The organism is Pseudomonadota bacterium, from assembly GCA_039193195.1.
GTDB lineage: Bacteria > Pseudomonadota > Gammaproteobacteria > Steroidobacterales > JBCBZW01 > JBCBZW01.
The window spans coordinates 40,054-63,384 of record JBCCWS010000034.1 but is presented as its reverse complement, the minus strand read 5'-3'; the positions used below and the strand labels follow the sequence as shown (position 1 = coordinate 63,384).

At 64.1% G+C, this 23,331-nt stretch carries 12 protein-coding genes and 1 pseudogene; 6 read left to right on the top strand and 7 right to left on the bottom strand.

Annotated features, from left to right (window positions below):
• Positions 1-136 precede the first annotated feature (136 nt).
• Positions 137-2,455: a DPP IV N-terminal domain-containing protein gene (locus tag AAGA68_20590; protein MEM9387465.1), complete on the bottom strand. Its 2,319-nt coding sequence runs from the start codon at positions 2,453-2,455 to the stop codon at positions 137-139.
• Between the two features lie 171 nt (positions 2,456-2,626).
• The gene (locus AAGA68_20585) at positions 2,627-3,232 is read right to left on the bottom strand and encodes a LysE family translocator (protein ID MEM9387464.1); all 606 of its coding nucleotides are present in this window, start codon (positions 3,230-3,232) and stop codon (positions 2,627-2,629) included.
• Between the two features lie 72 nt (positions 3,233-3,304).
• Between AAGA68_20585 and AAGA68_20580 the strand changes: the two genes are divergently transcribed.
• Positions 3,305-3,757 (top strand): Lrp/AsnC family transcriptional regulator, encoded by a 453-nt coding sequence (locus AAGA68_20580; protein MEM9387463.1) that lies wholly within the window; start codon positions 3,305-3,307, stop codon positions 3,755-3,757.
• A gap of 148 nt (positions 3,758-3,905) precedes the next feature.
• On the opposite strand, the gene AAGA68_20575 is transcribed toward AAGA68_20580, so the two are convergent.
• Together AAGA68_20575 and AAGA68_20570 are read right to left on the bottom strand one after the other, a co-directional pair.
• Positions 3,906-5,648 carry a hypothetical protein gene (locus AAGA68_20575; GenBank protein ID MEM9387462.1) on the bottom strand — a complete coding sequence of 581 codons (1,743 nt, stop codon included), beginning with the start codon at positions 5,646-5,648 and terminating at the stop codon, positions 3,906-3,908.
• A 79-nt stretch (positions 5,649-5,727) separates the two neighbouring features.
• A complete protein-coding gene (locus tag AAGA68_20570) occupies positions 5,728-7,704 on the bottom strand; it encodes a hypothetical protein (protein ID MEM9387461.1) in 1,977 nt (658 codons plus the stop codon).
• 304 nt (positions 7,705-8,008) lie between these two features.
• Between AAGA68_20570 and AAGA68_20565 the strand changes: the two genes are divergently transcribed.
• The 5 genes from AAGA68_20565 (at position 8,009) to AAGA68_20545 (ending at position 17,645) form a co-directional block, all read left to right on the top strand.
• The gene (locus tag AAGA68_20565; protein MEM9387460.1) at positions 8,009-10,645 is read left to right on the top strand and encodes a choice-of-anchor Q domain-containing protein; all 2,637 of its coding nucleotides are present in this window, start codon (positions 8,009-8,011) and stop codon (positions 10,643-10,645) included.
• A gap of 167 nt (positions 10,646-10,812) precedes the next feature.
• Positions 10,813-12,651 carry an integrin alpha gene (locus AAGA68_20560; GenBank protein MEM9387459.1) on the top strand — a complete coding sequence of 613 codons (1,839 nt, stop codon included), beginning with the start codon at positions 10,813-10,815 and terminating at the stop codon, positions 12,649-12,651.
• A 114-nt stretch (positions 12,652-12,765) separates the two neighbouring features.
• Complete coding sequence (locus AAGA68_20555; GenBank protein MEM9387458.1) at positions 12,766-15,978, top strand: SUMF1/EgtB/PvdO family nonheme iron enzyme; 3,213 nt, start codon at positions 12,766-12,768, stop codon at positions 15,976-15,978.
• Between the two features lie 652 nt (positions 15,979-16,630).
• Positions 16,631-17,092: a hypothetical protein gene (locus AAGA68_20550; protein ID MEM9387457.1), complete on the top strand. Its 462-nt coding sequence runs from the start codon at positions 16,631-16,633 to the stop codon at positions 17,090-17,092.
• Positions 17,093-17,096: 4 nt separating this feature from the next.
• On the top strand, positions 17,097-17,645 hold the full coding sequence (locus AAGA68_20545) for an RES family NAD+ phosphorylase (GenBank protein ID MEM9387456.1): 549 nt from the start codon (positions 17,097-17,099) through the stop codon (positions 17,643-17,645).
• Between the two features lie 730 nt (positions 17,646-18,375).
• Here AAGA68_20545 and AAGA68_20540 read toward each other — a convergent pair.
• From AAGA68_20540 to AAGA68_20530, 3 genes and pseudogenes are all read right to left on the bottom strand, one after another.
• Positions 18,376-20,922, bottom strand: coding sequence for an ATP-binding protein (locus AAGA68_20540; GenBank protein MEM9387455.1), 2,547 nt, complete (start codon positions 20,920-20,922; stop codon positions 18,376-18,378).
• Positions 20,923-20,924: 2 nt separating this feature from the next.
• The gene (locus tag AAGA68_20535; protein ID MEM9387454.1) at positions 20,925-21,794 is read right to left on the bottom strand and encodes a hypothetical protein; all 870 of its coding nucleotides are present in this window, start codon (positions 21,792-21,794) and stop codon (positions 20,925-20,927) included.
• A gap of 681 nt (positions 21,795-22,475) precedes the next feature.
• Positions 22,476-23,165, bottom strand: a pseudogene (locus AAGA68_20530) (IS5 family transposase).
• Positions 23,166-23,331 lie beyond the last annotated feature (166 nt).

Here is a 23,331-nt window from a genome sequence, read left to right as displayed (position 1 = left end):
CTGCATGAGCGACCCCAACACTCGGAAAACGCCGGCCTCAACCCTGAGAACGCCTCACAGGCACTCGCTCAGCTGCGGTCAACGCCCTACGATCTCATCTCAGGGGCTCAACGCCACACCTCATGAATAAAGCAGGCTAGAGGTGCTCCTCGAAGTACGCGGTCATCGTATCGTGTAGGTGCAGCGACGTGCCCTCGCCGGAGTCGATGCGATGGTCGCGGTTTGGGTAGGAGAGGAACTCGAAGCGCCGGTTGTGCTTGACGAGTTCGTTGATCAAGCGTTCGCTGCCCTGGTAGTGCACGTTGTCATCGCCCGTGCCGTGCACCAGCAGCAGTCTGCCCTTCAGGTGCTTGGCATGGGTAATGGGCGAGGCCTGGGTGTACGCGTCCGCGTAGTCCTCGAGCAAGCCCGAGTAACGCTCCTGGTAGATTGCGTCGTACAGGCGCTGGTCCGGCACGGGGGCGCGCGATACTCCTACGTGGTACTGATCGGGGTAGCGGAACAGCATGTTGAGGGTCATCGAGCCGCCTCCCGAATGGCCCCAGATGCCCACGCGGTCGGGATCGATGAAGTCGAAGCGGGCGAGCATCGCCTTCAGCGCGTCCGCCTGATCGCGCGCGGAGAGGATACCGATCTGGCCGTACACCGCTTTACGCCAGTCCCGGCCGCGCGGGGTGCGAGCTCCGCGGTTGTCGACTGAGGCGACCAAGTAGCCCCGTTGGGTCATGAGTAGGTGCCAGAGCGTGCGCTGATCCTTCCACTGGTCAACGACGGTCGTTCCGGCGGGCTCACCGTACACGTAGAAGAGGATGGGGTAGCGTCTCGTCGGGTCGAAGTCCGGCGGGTACATCAGGAAACCGTCTAGGGGCACGCCGTCTTGGGCCGTGACGCGGAAGAACTCGTGGCGGCCGAGTTCGAGCGCATCGAGCTTCTCGCGCAGGGCGGCGTTGTCTTCCAGCGTGCGGGCGCGAACGTGGTCCGGCAGGGCGACCAGGTGGTACTGCGCGGGTTGGTCGAAGCGCGAGTGGGAGTGCACGGCCCAAAGGCCATCGTCCGAAATGTCGTAGGCGTTGGTGCCCGCAGTGTCGGCGGGGGTAATGCGCTTGGGGGCGCCCTCGCTGTCGAGGGGCGCTTGGTAGAGGTAGCGTTGGGTGGCGTCGTCTGGCGAGGCGACGAAGTAGATTCGGTTGTGATCCTCATCGACGTGCACGAGTGCCACCACGTCGAAGTCTCCGGGGGTGAGGTCCTGCACCCGTCCGCCGTCGCTGGACACGCGCAGCACGTGGCGCCAACCGCTGCGTTCGCTCATCCATGTGAAGGCGCGGCCGTCATCCAGCCAGGTGACGTCGAAGAAGTCGTCCAGGTGCTCGTTCTCACGTTCGACGAAGATGGGCTGGGTCTTGCCGCTGGTGGCATCGCCGTAGTAGAGCGTGTTGGTATCCTGCTTGCGGTTGACGTGTTGGATCAGCACCGCGTCGCTGCGATCGCCGGCCCAGTCCATGCGTGGGATGTACATCTGGCGCGGGTCGCCCGGCAGATCCATCCACACGGTGGCTCCGCCGCCGATAGTGACCACGCCGATGCGTGCCGCGGACACCGTCTCACCGACCTTCGGATAAGGCAGATGGGTAAGTGTCGGGTAGAGCTCATCGGTGTTATTGATGAGGACGAAGTCGCGCACGCCGCTCGTGTCGAACTGCCAGAAGGCGATGCGGCTGCCGTCGGGGCTCCAGCGAAAACCGTCGCGGATCCCGAACTCCTCCTCGTAGGCCCAGCTGGTGATGCCGTTCAAGTTGGCATCGCTCTCACGGCTGGTGAGGCGGGTGATCTCGCCGGACGACAGGTCTTCCACGAATACATCGGCATCTCGCGCGTAGGCCACCTGGCGTCCGTCGGGTGAGAACTTGGCAAACTGCAGGCTCGCGGGCTCAGCGATGCCGCCCAGCTGGCGCAGCTTGCCGCTGTCCAAGGAGAGCACCCAGTAGTCGCCACGAGTTTTCTTGCGCCACACCTTTTGACTGTTGGTGTACAGCAGGAGCTGCGTGCGATCCTCGCTCCAGTGGTAGTCGTCTACTACCAGCGGCTCATCGGCGCCCGCAGGGGTGAGTTGAGGGAGGCCCACGAGCACCGTTCTCTCGCCCGTCTCCGCGTCATAGCGTATGATTTCCTTAGGTGGGTTCTCGTCGTCTTCGGCGTCAGTCTCACCGTCGGCCTGCGCGACCTCGAGCATCGCGTAGCCGCCATCGGGGAGCCACTGCAGGCGCTCTGGCTTCGCTGGCTTGTAGTGCTTCTCTTCGAAGATGGCCTCGTTCGTGAGCAGTCTGGCGCTGGTAGGCGCCGTATCGGTGGTGGGCACGACGGCGGCTCCTTGGGTTTGCGCGCCAGCGGCAGGCAAGGCCGAGGCGAGGAGCCAGACCGGGACGGCGAGCAGGCAGAAGGAACGGGCACGAATCATGGTGGCACACTACGGCTGGAATAATAGTTCGCGCTCCGCCGATCGGTTGTGCGACCCCGTTGCGCCCGAGCGTTGTCGCCCGCTTCGCGAGCCTCAACGGGCGCAGATGATCCGCTGGTGCCCGCCCCCAGCGCAAGCGTGCGGCGCAGCGTTGGCTCGCGAACCGCCGGCCTAGTGTGCGGAAGTGGCTAGTACCGGGTAGAGGGAAGCCACGAGCAGCAGCGCCATGGACCAGTTGAAGGCGCGCAGGCGGGCGGGGCTCGACAGGATCGATCGCAGCTGCTCGCCGAGTACGGTCCAGGCGCTCACGCAGGGCAGATTGATGAGGGCGAACACGCTGGCCACGAACAACACGGCGAGCAGGCTCTGCTTTGGCGCGTACACGGCCACCGAGGTAAGTGCCATGGTCCAGGCCTTTGGGTTCACCCATTGGAACGCAGCCGCCTGCCAGAAGTTGAACGGGCGACCCCGCGCCTGCCCGTGCCGCGCGGGTGCCGCCGCCGTACCGATCTTGAAGGCTAGGTACAGGAGGTACAGCACGCTGACGATCTTCAGCACCGTATAGCTGGCAGGGATCGCGGTGAATAGGCCCATCAGACCCAGGCCCACGATCAGCACCATGAAGCCGAAGCCCAGGCCTACGCCCAGCATGTGCGGAATGGTCCTGCGGAAGCCGTAGTTGGCGCCGCTCGCCATGAGCATCAGGTTGTTCGGTCCCGGGGTGATGGAGGACACCACCGCGAAGGCGGCCAGGCCGCCGATAAGCTCGATGTTCATGGCTCTAGTATTCGGCAAGATCGACGAAATGTGCTTGCATGATTGCGTAAATTTACGCTATACACGCAACTTATGGCGGCGCTGGACAAGACAAACAACAGAATCTTGCATGAGCTGGTGAGCGATGGGCGTGTTACCAACGCCGAATTGGCCGACCGCGTTGGCCTGTCCGCCTCCGCCTGCCTGCGCCGGGTGCAGGAGCTTGAGCGCAGCGGTGTGATCAGTGGCTACCGGGCCGTGCTCGACCGAGCCGCAATGGGTATCGGCTTTACGGCCTACATCGCCGTGGGCCTCTCTAGCCACACTTCCGAGTCGCAGCACGCCTTCGAGGCGGCGATCGTGCAGTCGCCGGAGGTGCGTGAGTGTCACAACATCACCGGTGCCTTCGAGTACCTGCTGCGGGTGGAAACGGCAGATCTGGCCGCCTACAAGATCTTCCACACCGATGTGCTCGGCACCTTGCCCCAAGTGCGTACGATAACCACGCACGTGGTGATGGAGTCGGTGAAGGACGAACGGGCCTGAGCTGGTGTAGGGGCAGCCTTGGTCCTTCCGATCCTTCGGTGGCCGCGCGGTTGGCGCGGCATCTCGAGGTCCGCGTGGGTCGTCGACCTGTAGGCAACCGCCCGTCCGCCTCGTGGCGGGGGCGTCCGCGCGACACCGCGGACGCGGGCTAGCGCTCTCGCACGAGCGTGCCCAGCGGGGGAGGAAAGTCGATACGCTCGAAATCAGCGCTAACCCGCCCCGTCAACGCAAGCGCACCCATGCCAGTGGCAGCGAAGCTCACCAGCACCGTGCCGGTGTCGGTGCGACGGCCGGATACTTCCACCACGCCGATAGGAAGCGACAGGCGTCCGGTCAACACCCCGTCCCCAAGTTCGAACAGCGACAAGGCGAACGGCCGCCCCTGCGCGCGGTAGGAGCCAGAGACGCCGCGAGGCTCTGCCAACGCCGGCACCTCTAGTCGAAAGATCCCGTCACGCGTGTTGTCTTGCAGAAAGAACGCGCCTGGCCTGCCGGCGCTGACCAGGCCGGTGGTACCGCCATGGCGGACACCGTCCAAATCAAACTCCAGGTCCTGCCGCCCGCCGAGGCCTACAGAATGCACTTGCCCGCTGAAGCGCTCGTAGAGAACGAAGCTCTGTAGCGCTGGGTTGTGCGCGAGCGCCCCGATACCGAAGAAGGTGTCGTTGGCGGGAGTGCCACGTGTCAGGAGGGGTGTGACGAGCTGGAGCCCGCAGTCTCGATCGAGGACGATCACGTCGGGCTCGTTCACCACTACCAGGGCATCCAGCGCCGGCAGCGCGCCCACACTGGTGGCGACGATGGCGCCGATCGCCTCCAGTGAACAACGGTCGTTCACCACCCCGGTGGCGTTGTCGATGAACACGAGCTCCGGTGGACTGATATCGCTTACGACGATCTCGTCCGTGGAGGGAAGATAGCCGACCGCCAGACTGCCCAGCAGGCCCAAGGGTTCCAGGGCGATACTCCGCGTCACGGCGCAGGTGGTCGCATCGAGCACGTTGAGCTGGAGCAGCACGTTGTCGATATAGAGAAGCTCGTCGCTCTGCTCGATGTAGCTGACGTCCGTGACAGACCCGAAGAACTCCGTCGGACATACGAGCACGCTCGTGCCGCGAACGTCGGCCCGGATTAGCTCGTCACTGATGAAATCGACTAGGTAGAAGCGCTCGATGGCGTCGTCGTAGGCGAGGCCGGTGACATCACCGGCGCCAAGCCCCTCGAGGGTCTGCCAGGCGTCACGCCGCTCCAGCGACGCGTTCAAGTAGACGATGAGATCCGTGGCCTCGTCGGCCACCGCGTAGAGGCGCAGATCCTCCAGGTAGGTGACGTCGACCGGGCGGCTAATGCCAGCCTCGCTCAGATCCCCGCTTGACACGAGCGTGCAGGGACCGCCGTCTAGCACGTCGAGGTGGATCGCGGTGGCCTCGTTGCGCAGCCCGTCGACCACCAGGTACTGGGCGAGATTCGGATCCCAGGCTATGCCCGTTGGCGAGCCGGCCCCGAGGGCTACCAAGTCGCAAGTGCCCTCTAGCGCGCCTGTCGTATCCGTCGCGAACACGCGTGCCTGCGTGGCGTCGACGAAGGCGTAGCGCGCTGTCTCGCTGTCGTAGGCCACCCCTGCGGGGAGGCTCATGCCGATCGCTGCGAGATCCCACTGCGTCATGGCTTGGCATTGGTCGTCGATCAGGGTGGCGCGGCGCTCGCCCGCATCAACGGCGAGCAGCGCCTGGGTCGCGCCGTTCCACACCACACCCGCCACGTTGTCGCCGATCGACTCTGCGAGGGAGCATCGGGCCTCGCCGATGGGGACGCGAGCCCCGTGAGCGACTGTCGCGAATGAAAGGAGGGCGAAAACGACCGACCCGACGGCCGAGAGACGGAGAAACATGATCGACTACTTCCTTCTAACGATGCTCGCGCCATGCAGCTGCGATGGTGGTGCGCCAAGGCTAACAACCCCTAGGTAGCTAGGTGGCTTCGCAGGCGTCCGTCACCCCCGAGGGACCGGGCGGCGAGAACCGAAGGGAGAAGAGCCTCAACGCATCGGCACCGTTGACGATGCCGTCGCCATCGAGATCTGCATCCGGATCATCGGTGCCGATAACGTCTCGCATGATGAACCAGTCCCGAGCGTCGACCACGCAGTTGTCATCCAGATCAGCGTCGCAGCGATTGCCGTAGCCATCGCCGTTCGAGTCGCGCTGATCCGCGTTCGCAACTAGGGTGCAATTGTCCGCGTCGTTCGCGATGCCATCCTCATCGAGATCGGAGTCTTGGCGCCCGTACACGACGTAGGCCGCGCCGTTCTCGCCAGCGGTAGGTGAGCCGACGACGAGATCTTGCAGTCCGTCGCCATTCACGTCACCGCCCGCCGATACGGAGGCACCGACCCGCCCGCGGGCACCCTCACTGCTCACGACCACGAAGCCATCGGTACCGTCGCCGCCGTTAGCCTCAAAGAGGCCAGCGAGATTGATTGTTGGCGCAAATCCCCCGGGCTGACCGAAGAGCACGTAGGCACGACCGTCCGCGCTCGTATCACTGCCGGCGCCGATCACCAGGTCCACCAGCCCATCGTTGTTGACGTCGCCCGTCGCGAGGTCGCTCAGTGCCAGCACGTCCTCGATGGTGGCGATGATATGCGTGCCCAGGGAACCGTCGCCGTCGCGCAACTCCGATAGGTCGAGTGCTGGCGGAAAATCCCCGTCGCGCCCATACAGCACGAACACCTCGGGCGCCTCGTTGCGCCCGCGAGACGCCGTGATCACCAAGTCCGATAGGCCGTCCTGGTTGAAGTCGACTCCCCCCAAGATCGGCCCCCCCAGTCCGGCGGGCTCCACCTCGGCCTTGATCAGGAAACCGAAGGTGCCATCGTTCGCACCTTCCGCGAACTGCCGCACGTCGTAGCGCGCAGGATTGAACACGCTGCTGCCGTAGACCACGAACACCTGGCCCAGTCCGCCCGCACCGACCGCCACATCGTCGACGCCATCGTTGTTGATATCGCCCGCGCCGGTGATCGAGGAGCCCACCGTGCTGCGCTGGAAATAGCCGTCTACGACGAAGCCGCGACTCCCGTCGTTGCCGCCGCCGGGTGTGATCTCGAGGAGGTCGTTGCCGTTCAAGCGAGCGTCCGTCGGTCCGAACACCACGTATGCTCGCCCCGTGGCCTGCGGTCGCGGCACGCTCGGCAGGGCCGCCCCGGGTCCGCCGATACCGAGATCGTCAAACCCGTCCCCGTTGACATCACCCACGTTCGCGATCGCCGAGCCTGACTTTTCATCCTGGCCTCCGGGGGGAGGTTCTCCACCGGGCACCGATCCCACGTAATTGGAGCCGATGTCGAAGAAATTGAACTCATCGGCATCGACGATGGGACCGAAGGGAAATGGCTGCACACCGTCGAATCCGTTCAGTAAGTAGCTAACGCCTACGGAGCCGAACTCGGGGCTCGCGAAGAGCAGATCGCCGATGCCGTCACCGCTGATGTCGCCGACATCGGCAGCCGTCTCTCCCAAACCCACCTGCCCCGATGCACCTAGGATTAGAAAGCCAAGGGAACCGTCAGGTAGCTGCTCAGCCTCCAGTCGCGACAGGTCGAACTCAGCGCCGAGCGTAGGGCCGCCGTAGACCACGAACAGCCCGCCAGCCCGAGTACGATCAGGAAAATCGTAGGCATCCGCGCCGACGGCAATATCGGCGACGCCGTCGTTGTTCAGATCCTGAGCGGCGCTTACGGCGATCCCGGCGCGGTCGTCGGCCTGGGCGCCGACTAGGACCACGCCCACACTGCCGTCGCCGCCGTTCTCTGGCAGCAGATCGAGCACGTCGATCTCAGCGGGGAAGGACGAGGCCAAAGGCACGAGGGGCCAGAACCCCGCAAGGGCAAAGCTAACCTGGCAGAACGCGTTCAATAAGGTGGGGGGAGTCGTTTGGCAACGCATCGAAGCACTCCTTAGCTTTCCACGTGGCGGCGACCGGTCGACTGACAGCGAGCTCACCTGCCTAGTAACAAGTGATGTCAGGCACGCGGCGCAACGCTCGGACAAGCTGCTTAACGACACCGCGCGCCTAAGGCTCGCAGTATCGAGGTCTATGCGTCAACCGACATGCGTTACACAGGTCCGCCGACCGCAGATGTCCAGACAACTGCACGCCACTAGCGCCTGGCCAGCCCGAGGGGGTAGGTTGCGAGGGCTATGGGCAGCCATCTAGGCTAATAGCCAGAAACTCACTGAGGTATCACGGATGACGCTTCACGCACGCTTCACGGTCTGGATATTGATGGGATGCTCTGCGCTCTCCCCCGCATTGGCCAGCGAGTCACTTGGGGGCGAGTGTTTGCCGCGGGTCACCGTTGTGTCCGCGCAAGATGATGGCCCGGGGACCTTGCGTCGTGCGATCCAAGTGGTTTGCCCCTCGGGGACCATCGACTTCGATCTTCCGTTTCCCGCTAGCATCGCGCTCGCCGGTGATCCGCTCGAGATCAACAAATCACTTTCCATCGATGGCCCGGGCGCGGAGCTGCTCACCATCGGTCCCAACGGTGATCGACTCATCGAGATAGGTCAGGCGAGTGTGGTGGTGCGAGGCGTCACCCTGGCCGGCGGCACCAACTTCTCCTCCGGTGGCGGCATCTTCAACCGCGGTCAACTCACCCTGACCGACGCCGTAGTGAGGGACAATTTCATCGATGGATTCGGCCTTGCCGAGGGCGCCGGGATCTACAACACCGGCTCGCTGACGATTGAGCGGGTGACCATCGCCCGCAATACGGTGACGGCCACGTTCCCCGCCACGGTGGAAGGCGCGGCGATCTACAACATGCGCGGACGAGTGCTGATCGTCGATAGCACCTTGGACCGCAACGAGGCGCGCGGCTCGGGGTTTTCCGCGGTGGCCGCCCTGCTCAACCAAGGCGGTGAAGTGACGCTTCGCAACACCACTGTGTCCGGCAACGCCACCACCTCCACCGACCTCTCTACTGCCATCATCGCCAACAAATCAGGCGGGCTGATCACGATCGAGCAGAGCACGATCACCAACAACACGGCGACGGGTTTTCTGTTCGCCAATGTGTTTGCTAGCGGAGGTCTCATCACCCTGAGGAACTCGATCGCCGCAGGGAACACGGTGTCGCGCACCTGCAGCGAGCCGACCGTGCTGCGCTCGCTCGACTTCAACGTGTTCAACGACGGCACCTGCGGCCCCTTCGAGCCGGGGGATCGCACGACACGGGTGCCGGCGCTGCTGCCCCTCGGTCGCTACGGCGGCCCCACGGACACGGTGGCCCTGCTGCCGGACGTACTTACCTTGGATGCGGGCGACCCGAACAACTGCGCACCGACGGATCAGCGCGGGGTCACTCGACCGCAGGGCGTCGGCTGCGACATCGGCGCTTTCGAATCTCAGGCGGTGGACCTGGTGCTGAGAAAGCGAGTCAGCGTGGACGTGCCGGTCGGCGCTGGCGCGCAGTTGCGCTACACGCTCGAAATCACCAACGTCGGCTCTTCCCCCACGGCTAGCGCCGTGATCACCGATACGTTGCCGCCGGAGACGATATTCGTGGGGCCGGTCACGCTGAACCCACCGCAAGCGGATGCGATCCTGGCGGACGACGCAGCCGATTTCCCAACCGTGGCCCGCAACGTCTCCCTAGCGCCGGGTGAGACGGTGTTACTGACCGTGCCCGTGGCCATCGCCGCGGATGCGCCCGTTGGCGCCATCGTCGTCAACACGGCCGAGGTGATCAGTGACGAAGACCCCACGCCGTTCTCGGATACGGCCACCGTGGAGACCTGCGCCTTGAACGCTGTGGTTACCATAGCCGGCGACGAGCGCGTCCCGGGCAGCCTGCGCCAAGCGGTGGCGTTAGCTTGCCGCAACGGCGAGGTCACCTTCGATCTACCGCCCGGCTCGACCATCAAGCTCAACCGGGGCCCGATCGTGCTGGACAAACCGCTGACGATCCGTGGCCCAGGAAGGGGTCTCGCCTTGCAAGCCGTGAACAGCCGACACTTCACTATCGATCGCACGGATGCACGCATCAGCGATCTCAGTCTGATCGGTGGCCGAGCCGAGCAGGGCGGGGCGATCTTCTCCGAGTTCGCCGGGCTCGAACTGAGCAATGTGGTGATCGCCGGCAACGCGGCCCGGGAGGCGGGCGGAGGCATCTACCAGCTCGGCGGTAGTCTGGTGATCGATCAATCGTCCTTCACCAGTAATCGCGCTCTCGGCGCGCGGGGCGGTGGTGCCATCTTCAACGATGGCGGCGTGCTCGAGCTCACGCGCAGCGCGCTGACCAACAACGTGGTGAGCGAGATTGGCGGCGCCCTATCGATGACGACTGGCGACTTCGGTCCCACCACGGTCTCCATCAGTAGCAGTACGATCTCCGCCAACCAGGCCGGCATAAGTGGCGGCGGGATCCACGTGGGTATCAATGCCATGCTCACGGCGCGCAGCAGCACGATCGCCAACAACTTCGCGCCCAACGGCGGCGCTGGCATCGCCAACGACGGTGAGCTGAGCAGCATCCGCCTGTCCAACACCATCGTCGCGGGGAATGCCCCCGCGCCTGACTGCTTCGCAAGCAATCTCGCGATCGAGTCGGCCGGCGCCAACCTCGACAGCGACGACAGCTGCAACCTGACGGCAGCAAACGATCTGCCTGGCGTCGACCCGCTGCTGGACGCCTTGCGCAACAACGGCGGTCCGACGCTCACCAACGCGTTGCTCCCCGCCAGCCCCGCGATCGACATGGGTACGCTGGCGCAGTGCCCGAGCTTTGATCAGCGCGGAGTCCTAAGACCGCAGGATGGGGACGGCGATCTACAGGAGCGGTGTGATATCGGCGCCTTCGAGGTCACTGCTGCGCCGGAGTGAACACCGTGACGAGCCGGTCCGCCACACGTGCTCTCAAGCCAAGCTGCAGGGGCGAGGGCGAGATCGCCCGGAGTCTCACGAGCGCCTCCCGCGCGAATAGGCCGATCCGTTAGGCTTCGCAAAAGGCGAGCTGCTTGTGCACCCACACATACAACAAGCGAACAGACATGACCCACTTACATCTCCCTAGCAGCGTGCGCCTCGCCCTTGGCTTTGGCGGCCTGGCGCTATTGAGCAAGCTCGCCGCAGCGGCCGATCCCTTTCCTGCCCAGCTCGACCTCGATGCGCTGCCGAGCGATGAGGGCGTGCTCATCAATGAACGGCCTGGTACCTGGCGCTTTGGCTACGCCGTGGAGATGGTGAGTGACGTCAACGGTGATGGCATCGACGATCTGCTGATCGGCGCCCCCTACACGCCCGTAGGCGACAGTCCACGTGCTGGAGTCGCCTACGTCATCTTCGGCAACACTGAGCTCGGCGCGGATGGTCCGGTGCAGATTCCCGGCCTAGCGGTGGGCGAGGGGTTGAGCATCCTCGGCCGCCGGCCGGAGTCACAAACCGGGGCTTTCGTGAGCGGTGCCGGCGATGTCGACGGCGACGGCCTCGATGACATCCTGATCGGGGCCCCTAACTTCGTGGTGCTGTACGGCGATCCCAAGGCTGGCGAGACGTACCTGATCTTCGGTTCGGAAGCCCTAAGCGAGCGCAACGAACTGGATCTCAACGCCCCCGGTACCGACGACGTGGTGGTGCTGGCACAGCCCGCGCCCACGGATGCCTACCGCTTCGGTCGCCAAGTAGGTGCGATTGGTGACGTCAACGGCGACGGCCTCGACGATTTCGTCGTGAGCGGCGAGTACAGCCAAAACGAGGGCGTTGCGTTCGTCGTCTACGGTGACCCTTCGCTTCGCGATCGCCCCGTTTTTCCGCTGGCGGAGCTAGACGGTAGCAATGGGTTCGTCGTGCGTACGCCGCGACTGTTGGACAGCGTCGCCGGCGGTGGCGATCTCAACGGGGACGGTTTTGCCGACCTTGTACTCGGGTCACCGTCCGAGAACTTGTCAGATAGCGATGGCGCCACCTACGTGCTCTTTGGCGGAGATGACGTCGGCAGGGACGGCATCGTGGACACGACTGCCCTTAGCGAGGTGCTCTCGCTGACCGTGCGTGCTGCCAATGGAACGGGTAGCCGGCCAGGCTACGGTGCGCGCGTGGTGGGCGACATCAACGGCGATGGCTTCGATGACCTCGCCCTTGGCGATCCGTTTCAGTTGCCCGAGGAAAGCTATCTGATATTTGGCGCGCAAGACCTCGCCCAACCCGGCGCTACCCTGTTCGTCAGCGACCTCGACGGCACCCAGGGCATCACCCTGCGCGGAGAGCCGCAGCTATCGTCCTTCGGTGGTGACGTCACAGGCGCAGGAGACCTCAACGCGGACGGTGTCGACGATCTACTCATCGGCGATAGTGCGCAAGCCAGCGGCTTGATCCTCTTTGGCAGCCCGTTGCTGGGCGAGCAGTCCGTTGTTTTCGTGGAGCAGTTCGATGGGCTCAAGGGGTTTCGAGCGCTGAGCAATCCCGGCGACCAAACGGGCCAGGCCGTATCCGGTGGCAAGGACCTGAACGCGGATGGGGTTGCCGACATCATCCTCGGTGCTCCTGACCCCTTCAGCCAAGCGGTGTACGTCGTGTTTGGGCGAGTGCTGCCAGCGGATCTCGATCGCGACGGCATTGCAGATGTGGAGGACAACTGCCAGCTCGCCGTGAATGGGGATCAGCGAGATAGCAACGGTGATGGGTATGGGAACCTCTGTGATGCGGACCTGGACGATAGCTGCGTCGTAGCGCCTGCGGACTGGTTGCTCATGCGCGATGTGCTGGGTACGGCCGATGCCGATGCAGATCTCGATGGCAACGGGCGGGTGGACCTGCAGGATGCGAGGCGCTTGTTCGATCACCGCGGCCTTGCACCGGGCCCGAGCGGCGTGACGGACGCCTGCGATTGACCCGCCCGGCAGAGTCGGGGTCAAGCGTCGAGCGCCTAGGCTATGATGCGTCTGCGGTAGTGTTCGGATCGGCCCTCCGCGCCAGCAGCAATCCACGGACCCGGCGAGCGCGCGGTGAGCTTCGACGTTTTCCTCTCCCACAACAGCGACGACAAGCCCGCCGTGCGCGAGCTGCTCGAGCGGCTGCGCGCGCGCCGGCCGGACATCGCGGTCTGGTTCGACGAGGAGCAGTTGCAGCCGGGGTTGCCTTGGCAGGACGGCCTGTCGCGGGGGATCGCAGCCTCTGAGCGCGGCGCGGTGCTGCTCGGTCCCGCTGGCATTGGCCCCTGGGAGAGCGAAGAGGTACAGGTTCTGCTGAGCGACGCCGCCAGGCAAGGCAAGGCGGTGATCCCGGTACTGCTCCCCGGCGGCCCGTCCCCGCAAGCGCTGCCCACCTTCCTCAAGCTGCGAACTTGGGTGGATTTGCGCGCGGGCCTCACCGATACGGGCCTCGACCGCCTGCTGTGGGGCATCACCGACGAGCGCCCGGCCCCGCTGACCGACGCCGGCGCCGACGACGATCAGCGCCAACCCGGCCAGCTGCGCACGCCGGCCGAGCTGTGGCCGCCGGCTGCCGGTCCCCGCCCCAGCTGCTACGCCCAGTTGCGCGAGTACCGCGAGCGCGGCGAGGCGCTCGACGGCGCCACCCGCCGACAGCTCTGGGAGCAGGTCAAAGGCCACCGGCCGGCCAGCTACGAGGAGTGGCAGCTGGCGACGATCGCCCGCTGGGGCAGCCCCGAACACCTGGAAGTGAACGCGCAGTTCACCCCGCTCAGCGTGCACGTGCGCGACCTGGACGAAGCGGGCCAGCCCTCCCCGCGCCGACAGCTGCCCTTCAATACTTTACCGGAGGCGCTCCGGGTGGTCTTCGAGCAGCACCTGGCGCCCGCCTGCGTGGTGTTCGCCGCGCCGGGCGGCGGCAAGAGCACGCTGCTGCGTCACTTTCAGCTGCAGCATGCGTTGGCTCACCCCACGTCCGATCGTCTGTTGGTCTACGCACAGCTGCGCGCCTATCGCCCCGCTGAGGTGGAGCACCCGGCCCTCGACTGGCTGGAGGCCGCGTGGGCGGAGCAGACCGCTGGCGCGCCCAAGCTCAGCGAGTTCCTGCAAGTGGGGGCGGTGACCTTACTGCTCGATGGCATCAACGAGATCCCGCGCGCGGACGAAGGCCAGTACCGCGCGCGCGTCGGTCACTGGCGGCAGCTGGTGGAGCGGGTGGAGAAGCGCTATCCCGGCGTGCGCTTGCTGTTCACCTGCCGCCCCATGGATTACTCCGCACGCATCGATCAAGGCCGCGAGGGGGGATTGCCGGAGATCGAGATCCAGGCCATGGAGCCAGGCCGCGTGCGCGATTTCATCAACACGCGTTTCGAGCCCGAGGCGGCCGCTCGTATCTGGCAGCAGTTGGACGACCGGATGGCCTTACAGCTCTACAGCTCGCCCTACGCGCTGAACTTGCTGCTGTCCCAGATCGACGGCACAGACGGTGATCACCGTATCCCACGCAACCGAGCAGCGCTCTTCAGCAGCCTCCTGTGCGAGCGCCTGCGGCGCGAGTGTCAGGAGGGACGTGCGCGGTTCGCTGATCAGCCAGGGTTGCTCAGCGACGACGATCGCCGCGCGCTGGAGCGGCGCAAGACGGCTCCTGAATGGTTACCGGATGACGCGCCCTTGTTCCCGGCCCTTGCGCAGCTCGCCTTTCACCTCCAGGAAGCGGGCAGCACGGGCGACCGCTGGGGGGAGCTGCGTCGCCGCGATGCCTGCCAGGCGATGCAAGCCTCCATGCAGTTGTCGGCCGACGAGGCCGCGCTCGTGCTGGCGGCGGCGGGGGACCTGGGCGTATTCGAGGACGATGCGCTACAGGCGAAGCGTATTCGCTTCGTGCACCAGCAGATGCAGGAATACTTCGCCGCCTGGGTGCTGGCCGAAGCAGGCGGCTTGTCACGCGCGGCGGGTGCGTGGCGCAGTGACGGTCTCGAGGAGTCGACCGAAACGCTACTCGCGCGCGGGGGCGATGATCCGCTGCCCGGCTTGCCGACCACGGGGTGGGAGGAGAGCGCCCTGATGGCTGTCGGGTTGGCGCAGGACCCGGTGGCGCGCCTCAAGGAGCTGATGGAGGTCAATCTGCCCTTGGCTGGGCTCGCGGCAGCTCAACAGGGCCAGCTACCGGGTGAGATAGTGACCCAGCTACGGCAACTGCTGATCGAGCGAAGCCAGGATCCGGCGGCGGACCTGCGCGCACGCGTGGCTGCCGGTGAGGCCTTGGGGGAGCTGGGGGATCCCCGGTTGTTGCTGGCGGCGGGGAGGCATGAGGACGGTCCGCTGGTGCCGGTGTTCGAAGCCATCCCTGCGGGCGTGTACGTCATCGGTGGTGACCCCGGGGGCTTTGCAGACGAGCAGCCTCGGCAACAGGTTGAGCTTGCCGCTTTCGAACTTGCCCGCCATCCGGTGACGAATGCCGAGTATTCGCGGTTCATCCAGGACGGTGGATACGAAGACGACCGCTACTGGCCGGGTCAGGGGCTGACCTGGCGCAACGGCGACATGAGTCCGGAGCCGTTGCGCGAGTCGTTAAGGGCGAGCCGTCGCAGGTTCGCCGGCGCCATCAGTGGACCGGAGTCGGCCGTTCAAGATCTTCTCGCGGCTTTCACGATGTCCATACCCAATGCTCGTCAATGGGCCGAGTGGACGCGCTTACCCGAGCAGGAGTTTGAGCGGCTGATAGCGCAGGCGCACCCGGAACAACAGTCCCGCAATACCGAGCCGTCATACTGGAGATCGGTCCGCTACGGTAACCCCGCGCAGCCGGTAGTAGGGGTGTGTTCCTTCGAGGCTGAAGCCTATTGCCTTTGGCTGAGCGCGCGGACAAACGCGCGCTACCGCCTGCCTAGCGAGGCGGAGTGGGAGGCCGCGGCTGCCGTCGTGTCGCACGGAAAGCGCTATCCGTGGGGCTCTGGCGTTGAGGTACAGCGGGCGAACCTGGCGGAAACTCGCCTGGGTCGCACCACGGCGGTGGGCGTGTTTGGCCAAAGCGACGATCGGCTGCTGGATCTGTCTGGCAACGTTTGGGAGTGGACATGCTCGCCGTGGCGCGAGGGCGAGGGCTGGGCCAGTGTCGCAGCACAGGACCAAGAGGATGCGTCCGGGCGGCGCGTGGTGCGCGGTGGTTCGTGGCTCAATCCTGGCCGCCTTGGGCGCGTCGGCGCCCGCAGTCGCTCCGGTCGAGCCGGCCGCGGCAGTGTTGTTGGTTTCCGCTTGTGTCGCTCGGCCCCCATTCTCGAACCCTGACCACTGACAAGCCTGCCTCGCTCGTCGAGGCAGGCTTTGCGCCGAATAGGCTCCCACGCCATACTGCTAGGGCCTTCCGAAAGGGAGGTGGGGCGCTCCGGCAAACCGGGCGGCGCGTGGTGCGCGGTGGTTCGTGGAACAATCCTGGCCGCCTTGGGCGCGTCGGCGCCCGCAATCACTACGATCAAGCCAGCCGCAACAGTGTTGTTGGTTTCCGCTTGTGTCGCTCGGCCCACATTCAAGCCCGACTGGCGCACGGCGTGCGGTGAGCTTACTCGCCGCATTGCGAGTTGCGGGAGGTGGCAACACCCCCAGTGGCTTCCGGCATTGTGCTCTCGCTACGGCCCGGGCACCGAGGCAGCGGTCAGTTTGAATGGCGCGGAGTGGTCCCGACTGCAGGCACCTACGGGATGCGTCAGTCGAATAGACCACCAGGGCGCTGCCCGGGTTCGTCCCCGCAGCGCCCGCCTTACTCCGCGGCCGGCGCCAGTGCGCGTAGGGCAGCCCCTACCGCAGTGAGCTGACGGTCGAACTCATCGCCGACCACGATAAGCGCTGATCACCAGGGCGGACGGAAGGCGCGCAAGGGCGAGGTTGACAAAAGGTAGCGGTTGACATACGGTTGCAGGTATCCCAGTCAAGAGCAGACCGCATGGCTGAGCTCCCCTTCGACGCTGCGACCGGCGACATCGACCCACGCCAGGCCGCAGAAACGGTGCTGCGCACCTACGAGCATGACGATCGCTGGCTGGATGCCTTTGCAGAGCACCTGGACCGCCGCCGCGCCGGCGAGTCGCTGGGACGGGTGTTGGATGCGTGGGGTCTAAGTCAGTCGGACGCGGCAAGGATGTTCGGCGTGAGCCGCCAGGCCGTGGCTAAGTGGGTGGCGAGCGGCGTCCCCGCAGAGCGCAGCGAAGCCATCGCCGACCTCGCCGCGGCAACCGACCTGCTGGTGCAGCATCTCAAACGCGATCGCATCGCCGCCGTGGTACGTCGACCGATGGGCACCCAAGGCGAGCGTTCGCTGGTCGACTTGTTACGGGCGCAGAACACACAGGAAGTTCTGAGCTGCTGCCGCGCCATGTTCGACTTCGCCAGCGCCCAAGGGGGCTGATGGCTTGGCCGGCAAGGCGCTGACGCAGACGCTGGTCGACGGCTGGACCTGGTGGCGAATTGCTGACCCCGCCTGGCGCGATCCGCTCGATGCTCACTACGCCGCCCGCGCCGGGGCCCGCTGGAACCCCCCGGACAGCTTCCCGACGCTGTATCTGAACGAAGATCAGGTGACGGCGCGCACGAACCTGCGCCTGTTCATCGCCCGGTGGCCGTACGAGCCCGAGGACCTGCGCACGGAGCACGCGCCCGTGCTGATCGGCGCCCAGCTGCCGCGCCGGCAGGAGGTGGCGCAGCTGACGTCTCCCGCTGGCCTGGCAGCCGTGGGCCTGCCGCCAAGCTATCCGATCGATGAGGTCGGCAGGCAGATCGGGCACGATCGCTGTCAAGGGATCGCTGCGTCCCTGAAGGCGGCGGGCCTGCGGGGCTTGCGCGTGCGCTGCGCCCAATCGGCGCAGGGGGAGGGGCGAGAGTTGGCGTGGTTCCCGGCTACCGTGCGCAGCCGCGCTCGGCTCACGGCGCGCCTGTCCTTCGCTGAGTGGTACTGGGGGTAGGTGTGAGCCACGGGGAAGTCGGTCGCCGGCGCTGGAGCATGTCCCGCGATCTAGTTGAGTGGTCTGGCGATCGACTTTGCGGTCTACACTGTTAAGGATCGCCCTAGCTAAAACCTTGCCGTAGCAAGGACACGGGCTTCTTTGCCATTGCGGCTGGATAACGGGTTACTTCGGCGCTTCGTTGGCGTCAACAACCGAGGTGGCGCGAGTCTGCGCGGACATAGATGCATGCGCGCCTTGGACGGGCAGAGATCAGGCTGCGTACCCGAATAGACCATCGAATGCCGGGGCGGTTCTGGGGTGTCGCGCTGACTCTTAGCGAACCGCCGCTCGTCGGCGACTAGTTGGCTCCATCCGTCACCCAAGACTTTTGTGAGTGGCTGGCCGAAATGGGGATTGAACGCCGCACCTGCGTCGATGGCAAGGCGTCTTCATTGCCATCGAACTGCTGAAGGGAAGTTCATCCAATTGTAGTCTGCGGTCCAGAATCCCTTGAGCAGCGGGACGATCCAACTACACGTCCGTCTCCGGGCTCCGAAACGACCCGCTATTCGCTGCTGCCGGATTCTGATCAAGTGAGGCACACTGTGACCGCCCACTCCACTGGTGGTTCCCCGGCCGCACAGTCGTAGTCATTAGGAGCGCTAGTTCAGGCCGGGTCCCCGCCGTGATCACTCATCTAGCCAAGTGTGCAGGCTCAGGCTCACCGAGTAGTGACGCCTCGATGAGGCTAGCCCCTTGGGGCCTCGGCAGCTGCGCACTCCTTTCGAAGTTCCGCCAGCCGATGCCGCGAGTCCTCGGCAAACTCTGAGCTTTCCGGGTGCACGCGTTCCTCACTAGCCATCAGCCGAGTCAGTTCGGAGATGGCTTCCGCCGTGGAGCCGTCAGCAACGAGCGCCTCCGCGAGCTGACGCCGTGCGGTAAGTGTGAAGCTGGCGTCGGGTCCGTGGATACGCTCATTGTCGACGACGAGTCGTGAGCATTCCACAACAGCTTGTTCCGTCCTCCCATCGGCGATAAGCGCATCTACAAGCCGTCTCCGAGATCCAAGTCGGACTGCATCCACCCCGTAAAGTTGTTCGTCCTCAGCAACGAGGCGCTTACACAGATCGACGGCAGCAGTCGTCTGACTGTCAGCGACGAGAGCATCTACAAGACGAAGATGCGACGAACGTGTGTGCCAAGCGTAAGGACCGTGAATACGCTCGTTTTCCGCAACAAGACGCATGCATAACTCGACCGCAGAAGCGGTCTGACCGTCGGCGATAAGAGCCTGCGCCAGCCGGTTGCGAGAACCGCGGGTGTGCCCGTTATCAGGGCCGTTGATTCGCTCGTTGTCCGCCAAAAGGCGCCTCCCCGCTTCAACCGCCTTAGCCATCTGGCCGTCAGCAACGAGCGCGTCGATTAGGCGGTTGCGCGACGCGAGGACGTGCGTCGAGTTGAACCCATGGACGCGCTTGTTGTCAGCGATGAGGCGTGTGCACTCGGCGACCGCGGCAGTCGGCTGACCGTCCGCCACGAGCGCTCGAACCAAGCGGTAGCGCGAGCCTAGGCTAAAGTCGTCGTCGGCGCCGTAGACTAGCTCGCCATCGCGAACGGTGTCCGCCGCCAGACTGACCGCGGAAGCAGTCTGACCGCTAGATAGAAGAGCGTTCACCAGGGCCTTTCGAAACGGCAACAGGTCGTAGGGCTCGACCAGCTGCATCGCTACCTCGGCGTTTCGATCGAAGACGTGCCAAAGCGCCGCGGTTGCCTTTGCTCCCCCGCTTGAAGTGAGTGACTCGGCTTGACGGAGCCAGGTGCTCGCGTGTTGTCGGGCTTCCGTGGTAAGGGCGGCCCGATGGATATCAAGTCGCACCCTGTCAAGTCCCACACTCAATAGACGCTGCTCAATCACGCGACGTATCGGCGTTGGGAGGGCTAGTGCGGCGCCAGGATCGCCAGTTCGCTGCAACTCTGCGAGGGCTCGATCAGTCGCGAGCAGATGCTCGTCGGATCTCGCAGATATCCGCGTGCGCCCGGTAAGCACACGATAGGCAGCGCCAGCCGTGTCCTTACCAAACGCATTCCCCGCGGCGTCAATGTACTCACCAATCATCGAGAGTTCGTCATCATCATCTAAGTCGGTGAGGTCGGCGGGATCGAACCAGGCGATTAGAAAGTCCACCAGCAACGAGATCGGTGCTCCTCGCGAAGCCTTTAGCTCAAACGATAGCCTGAGTAGAGGCTCGCTCAGCTCGTAGAATCGCTGTCGGCGATCTACTCTACTGGTTAGTGCGGTGGATGGTTCGGATGCCCACCCTTTGGCGACAAGCTCCTTGAGTGCTTTCGCTGCCTGGCGTTCGTCGACGAGAGCATTGGAGCTGATCTCTTTCACGTTGGCGGCGCGATCAAGGTTAACTAGTGCGACGACGAGTTGCCTTTGCGTTGAGGAAAGGCGGCCGAGCTGTTCCTGATAGTACGGTGTGAGGTCATCAAGCTGTGTGAAGAGGACCTCCAGCAGTTCGTCGAGTCGATGAAGCGTTAGCGCATTGGCCAACAGAGCCCAGACCCTCGGCTGCCCACCCGCTAGTGTCTCGGCCGCTCGAAGTCGCGCGTAGGCTTCTTTTGATTCAAGCTCCTCGGCAAGAGCATAGTTTCCGTCTGCAAGTGCTATCGCTTGCAGCATTTGCGCCGCTTGTTTGGTGGTGAAGGGCTGCAGCTCGATTGTGATGAAGAAACTGTAGAACGGTCTCGCTTCGTCCAAGAGGTCGTGCGTAAGTCTGGTCGATGTGGCAATCAACAACAGGCAGCCGGAGCTCTGCATCAAGCTTCGGAGCCGCTGCTGGCCGAGCCGACCGATTGCCGAGAGTATAAGATCAAGGTTCTCGGCGAAAACCACTACAGGGCCGCCGTCGTTCGCCGCCGCACGTAGGTGGCTCTCGAGCGATGCCTCATCGGCCGCTCGGTCGCTGTGAACGCCCAGGTCGACGAGAATCGCAGCCAGTAGACTCGCGTAGCTGACAATGGCCCAAGGGTCCTCATCCAGCCACGCCATTCGGAACCGATCCCCTTGCAGGCGCGCAGCATCGGCCCGGTGATAAGCCAAACTAATGAGGTGAGTCTTGCCTGCGCCGCGGGGTCCGACGAACAGAAGGTGGCCACGCTCATCCGATTCGGTTGCCCTATCGATTGAGTCAGCAATGTCCTCAAGCAGGTGTTCTCGCGCGACAAAAAGCCTCTCGAGCGTGTCGGCGGCAAGCACCCGCGGACTAAATCGAGCTCGTGCCGTTGGCATGGCTAGATCCTACGCCGCTGATGCCAAATTTCACCGAGCACGGGGTATCGCCACGAAAACCCTGACCGGACCGACTCGATGAGGTAGTGATCGAGCTTCAGCAGGTCGAGCACCGCGAGCAGCTGGTCCCTAGATGCGGATATCGCCTTTGTGAATTCTTCAATCGTGTCGAACTGGATGGTTCCGCGAGGCGTCAAGCCGTCTAGAATCGCGCGCGCCAAACTAGCTTTTTCGGCGTAGTAGTCGTCAATGCGAGCCAGGAAGTGTGTGACCGCATGGCTCTTGTCGGTGTCGTTTACGTACGCTACGAACGCGTCGTCCACATCCGACTGCGCTAGGGCCGCAGGGCGGCGTTGCCATATCTGATGGGCAATGGCGTGAAGCAAAAACGGCATACGCCCAGACCGTTCGACCAGTCGCTCCCCGACCTCCACCACTCTGTCGCGGACGATGAAGTCGAGGAGACAGTCAGCTAGCCACCGCGCATGTGGCTCATTGAGCGGCCCGAATGGAACGCCTTGCATATCGTTTACCACGTCGACCTCGACGCCGATGCGGTCGCGGATGTGGTGGAAGCCGACTGATCCGGCTACCAGCCACCGAATGGATCTCGTACTCTGTCTAATCCGACGGAAGGTCTGCAGGAAGCTGGCTGCTGACGCGATCCCCTCGCGCTCAGCGATGCTTTCAACCAAATCGGGGACTTCATCCCAGCAAAGGAGTAAGTGTCGCTGTTCTTCGGACAGCTTTGCGTCGAGCGATAGAACTGCTTGTTCGAACGTCTCGATGGCGTCGGACTCGAAGGTTTTTGAGAGCTGGACAATGCCTCCTGCGCCGGCGGTTAACGTGGCCCCGGCGAAGAAGCCCCTCACGGAATCGATCGCTCGGGCGGGAAGATGCGCTTGCTCGTTGATTTGCTGAAATGCTCGAGCGACGAACTCTCCTACTGTTGATACGCCCTGAAAGTCAGCGAAGGACGATCCCCATCCGTCGGGCGTGAGATGGCGTAAGCGCTTCATCGCGCACGTTTTGCCCATCCGCCTGGGGTCGGCAAGCAGTTGGTCGACCCCGGCGGCAGCCGCCGCCAGGATCTCTCCAATGACATCATCTCGCCCGATGACAAGTTCGTGGTCGGGGGTGCCGCCGGGCATCGGCCGAATCGGTCGCCTTGCCGGCAATATGGTTTGTACGCTTCCCACAGCGTATAACCATACGCATTCTTTTGCGTATAGTAAAGAGCCTGCCTACTGGGACTGGTTCTTCGCTCCACCGAAACAGCCGGAAGCAACGCGTAGACGTACCGTGGAAGCGAAGATGTTAATGGGTGGTTGCAGGGGGCAACGCTCGGCCCATTCGGTGGTGGTGGGTGTAGTGCTCCGACAAGGCCAACTGCGCCCGCTCGGCTTTCACGCTTGGCTCGGTGCTATCACCAGTCCCCAGCCGTAGCGACTGCAAGTCGGCGCAAACGCGCACTCGTCCCGCTGACTTGTAAAGTCCAAGTGAGCCAGCCGGAGCACATGCGTACGCCGTTCCCCAACTAGAGCCCGTTAACGCTAATTCAGCGTATCGGTGATCAGCGCGAAGTGGATGAAGAACATGAACATGACATCGAGCTTGTCGAAGCGTGAGAAGATTCGGCGGTAACCCTCGAGCCGTCGGAACAATGGCAGTACTTCCACGGAGACACTCGGTTACCCTTGGCGACACGACTGGATCCATCGCTTAGTCGAGCACTAGCTGGCGCGTTTCATCACCTTCATACGCACGATCCATAATGACCTTGGTACCGTCCCAGCCCTTGTTTTCCAGTGTTTGGAGGAGCTTGCGACCCTCTGGTGCATCATGGCTTGCCCAGGAGACAGGGAGAAGTTCACGGCTGTCCGGGCGTCTGCGGCGACCATATGAACCTTAGTCGTCAATCCGCCCCGCGACTTGCCGATGGATTGGACGCCGTTTTTTCGAGTGTCTGTTCCATCTGGATGGATCTTCACCGCCGTGCTATCCAGCGACACATGCTCGACTTGAATGCTTATCAGTCACTGTCTTGCAGCGGAGAAGATCCGGTCGAGCACGCCAGCGCGCGCCCAGCGCCTCGCGCGAGTGTAGATCGTGTGCGAGTTTCCGAATCTCTTCGGTAGGCCGCGCCATTTACAGCCGTGTTCTGCGACGTAGAAAATCGCGTTGATGACCTAAAGACTTGGCAGTTTCAGGTTACCGCGTTGAACTGGCAGCAAATCCTCGATGAGCTCAAGCTGCTTGGGATAGTCCCCATTACAGCAGTCTACCTCAAGTAGTGTTAGCAGGCCCTGGGGTTAGATTTGTCGCATGCCCAGGACCGTCCGAGCGCTCTTCTGCCGATACGCAGGACTGCTCCCGTCGGCAGTGGCAATGCCGTCAGCATCGTCGCAG

Bases quoted from the DNA above. Each gene is read 5' to 3' on its own strand.
- AAGA68_20565 (MEM9387460.1), top strand. From the start codon at position 8,009: ATGACGCTTCACGCACGCTTCACGGTCTGGATATTGATGGGATGCTCT.
- AAGA68_20590 (MEM9387465.1), bottom strand. From the start codon at position 2,455: ATGATTCGTGCCCGTTCCTTCTGCCTGCTCGCCGTCCCGGTCTGGCTC.
- AAGA68_20580 (MEM9387463.1), top strand. From the start codon at position 3,305: ATGGCGGCGCTGGACAAGACAAACAACAGAATCTTGCATGAGCTGGTG.
- AAGA68_20585 (MEM9387464.1), bottom strand. From the start codon at position 3,232: ATGAACATCGAGCTTATCGGCGGCCTGGCCGCCTTCGCGGTGGTGTCC.
- AAGA68_20550 (MEM9387457.1), top strand. From the start codon at position 16,631: ATGGCTGAGCTCCCCTTCGACGCTGCGACCGGCGACATCGACCCACGC.
- AAGA68_20540 (MEM9387455.1), bottom strand. From the start codon at position 20,922: ATGCCAACGGCACGAGCTCGATTTAGTCCGCGGGTGCTTGCCGCCGAC.
- AAGA68_20575 (MEM9387462.1), bottom strand. From the start codon at position 5,648: ATGTTTCTCCGTCTCTCGGCCGTCGGGTCGGTCGTTTTCGCCCTCCTT.
- AAGA68_20560 (MEM9387459.1), top strand. From the start codon at position 10,813: ATGACCCACTTACATCTCCCTAGCAGCGTGCGCCTCGCCCTTGGCTTT.
- AAGA68_20570 (MEM9387461.1), bottom strand. From the start codon at position 7,704: ATGCGTTGCCAAACGACTCCCCCCACCTTATTGAACGCGTTCTGCCAG.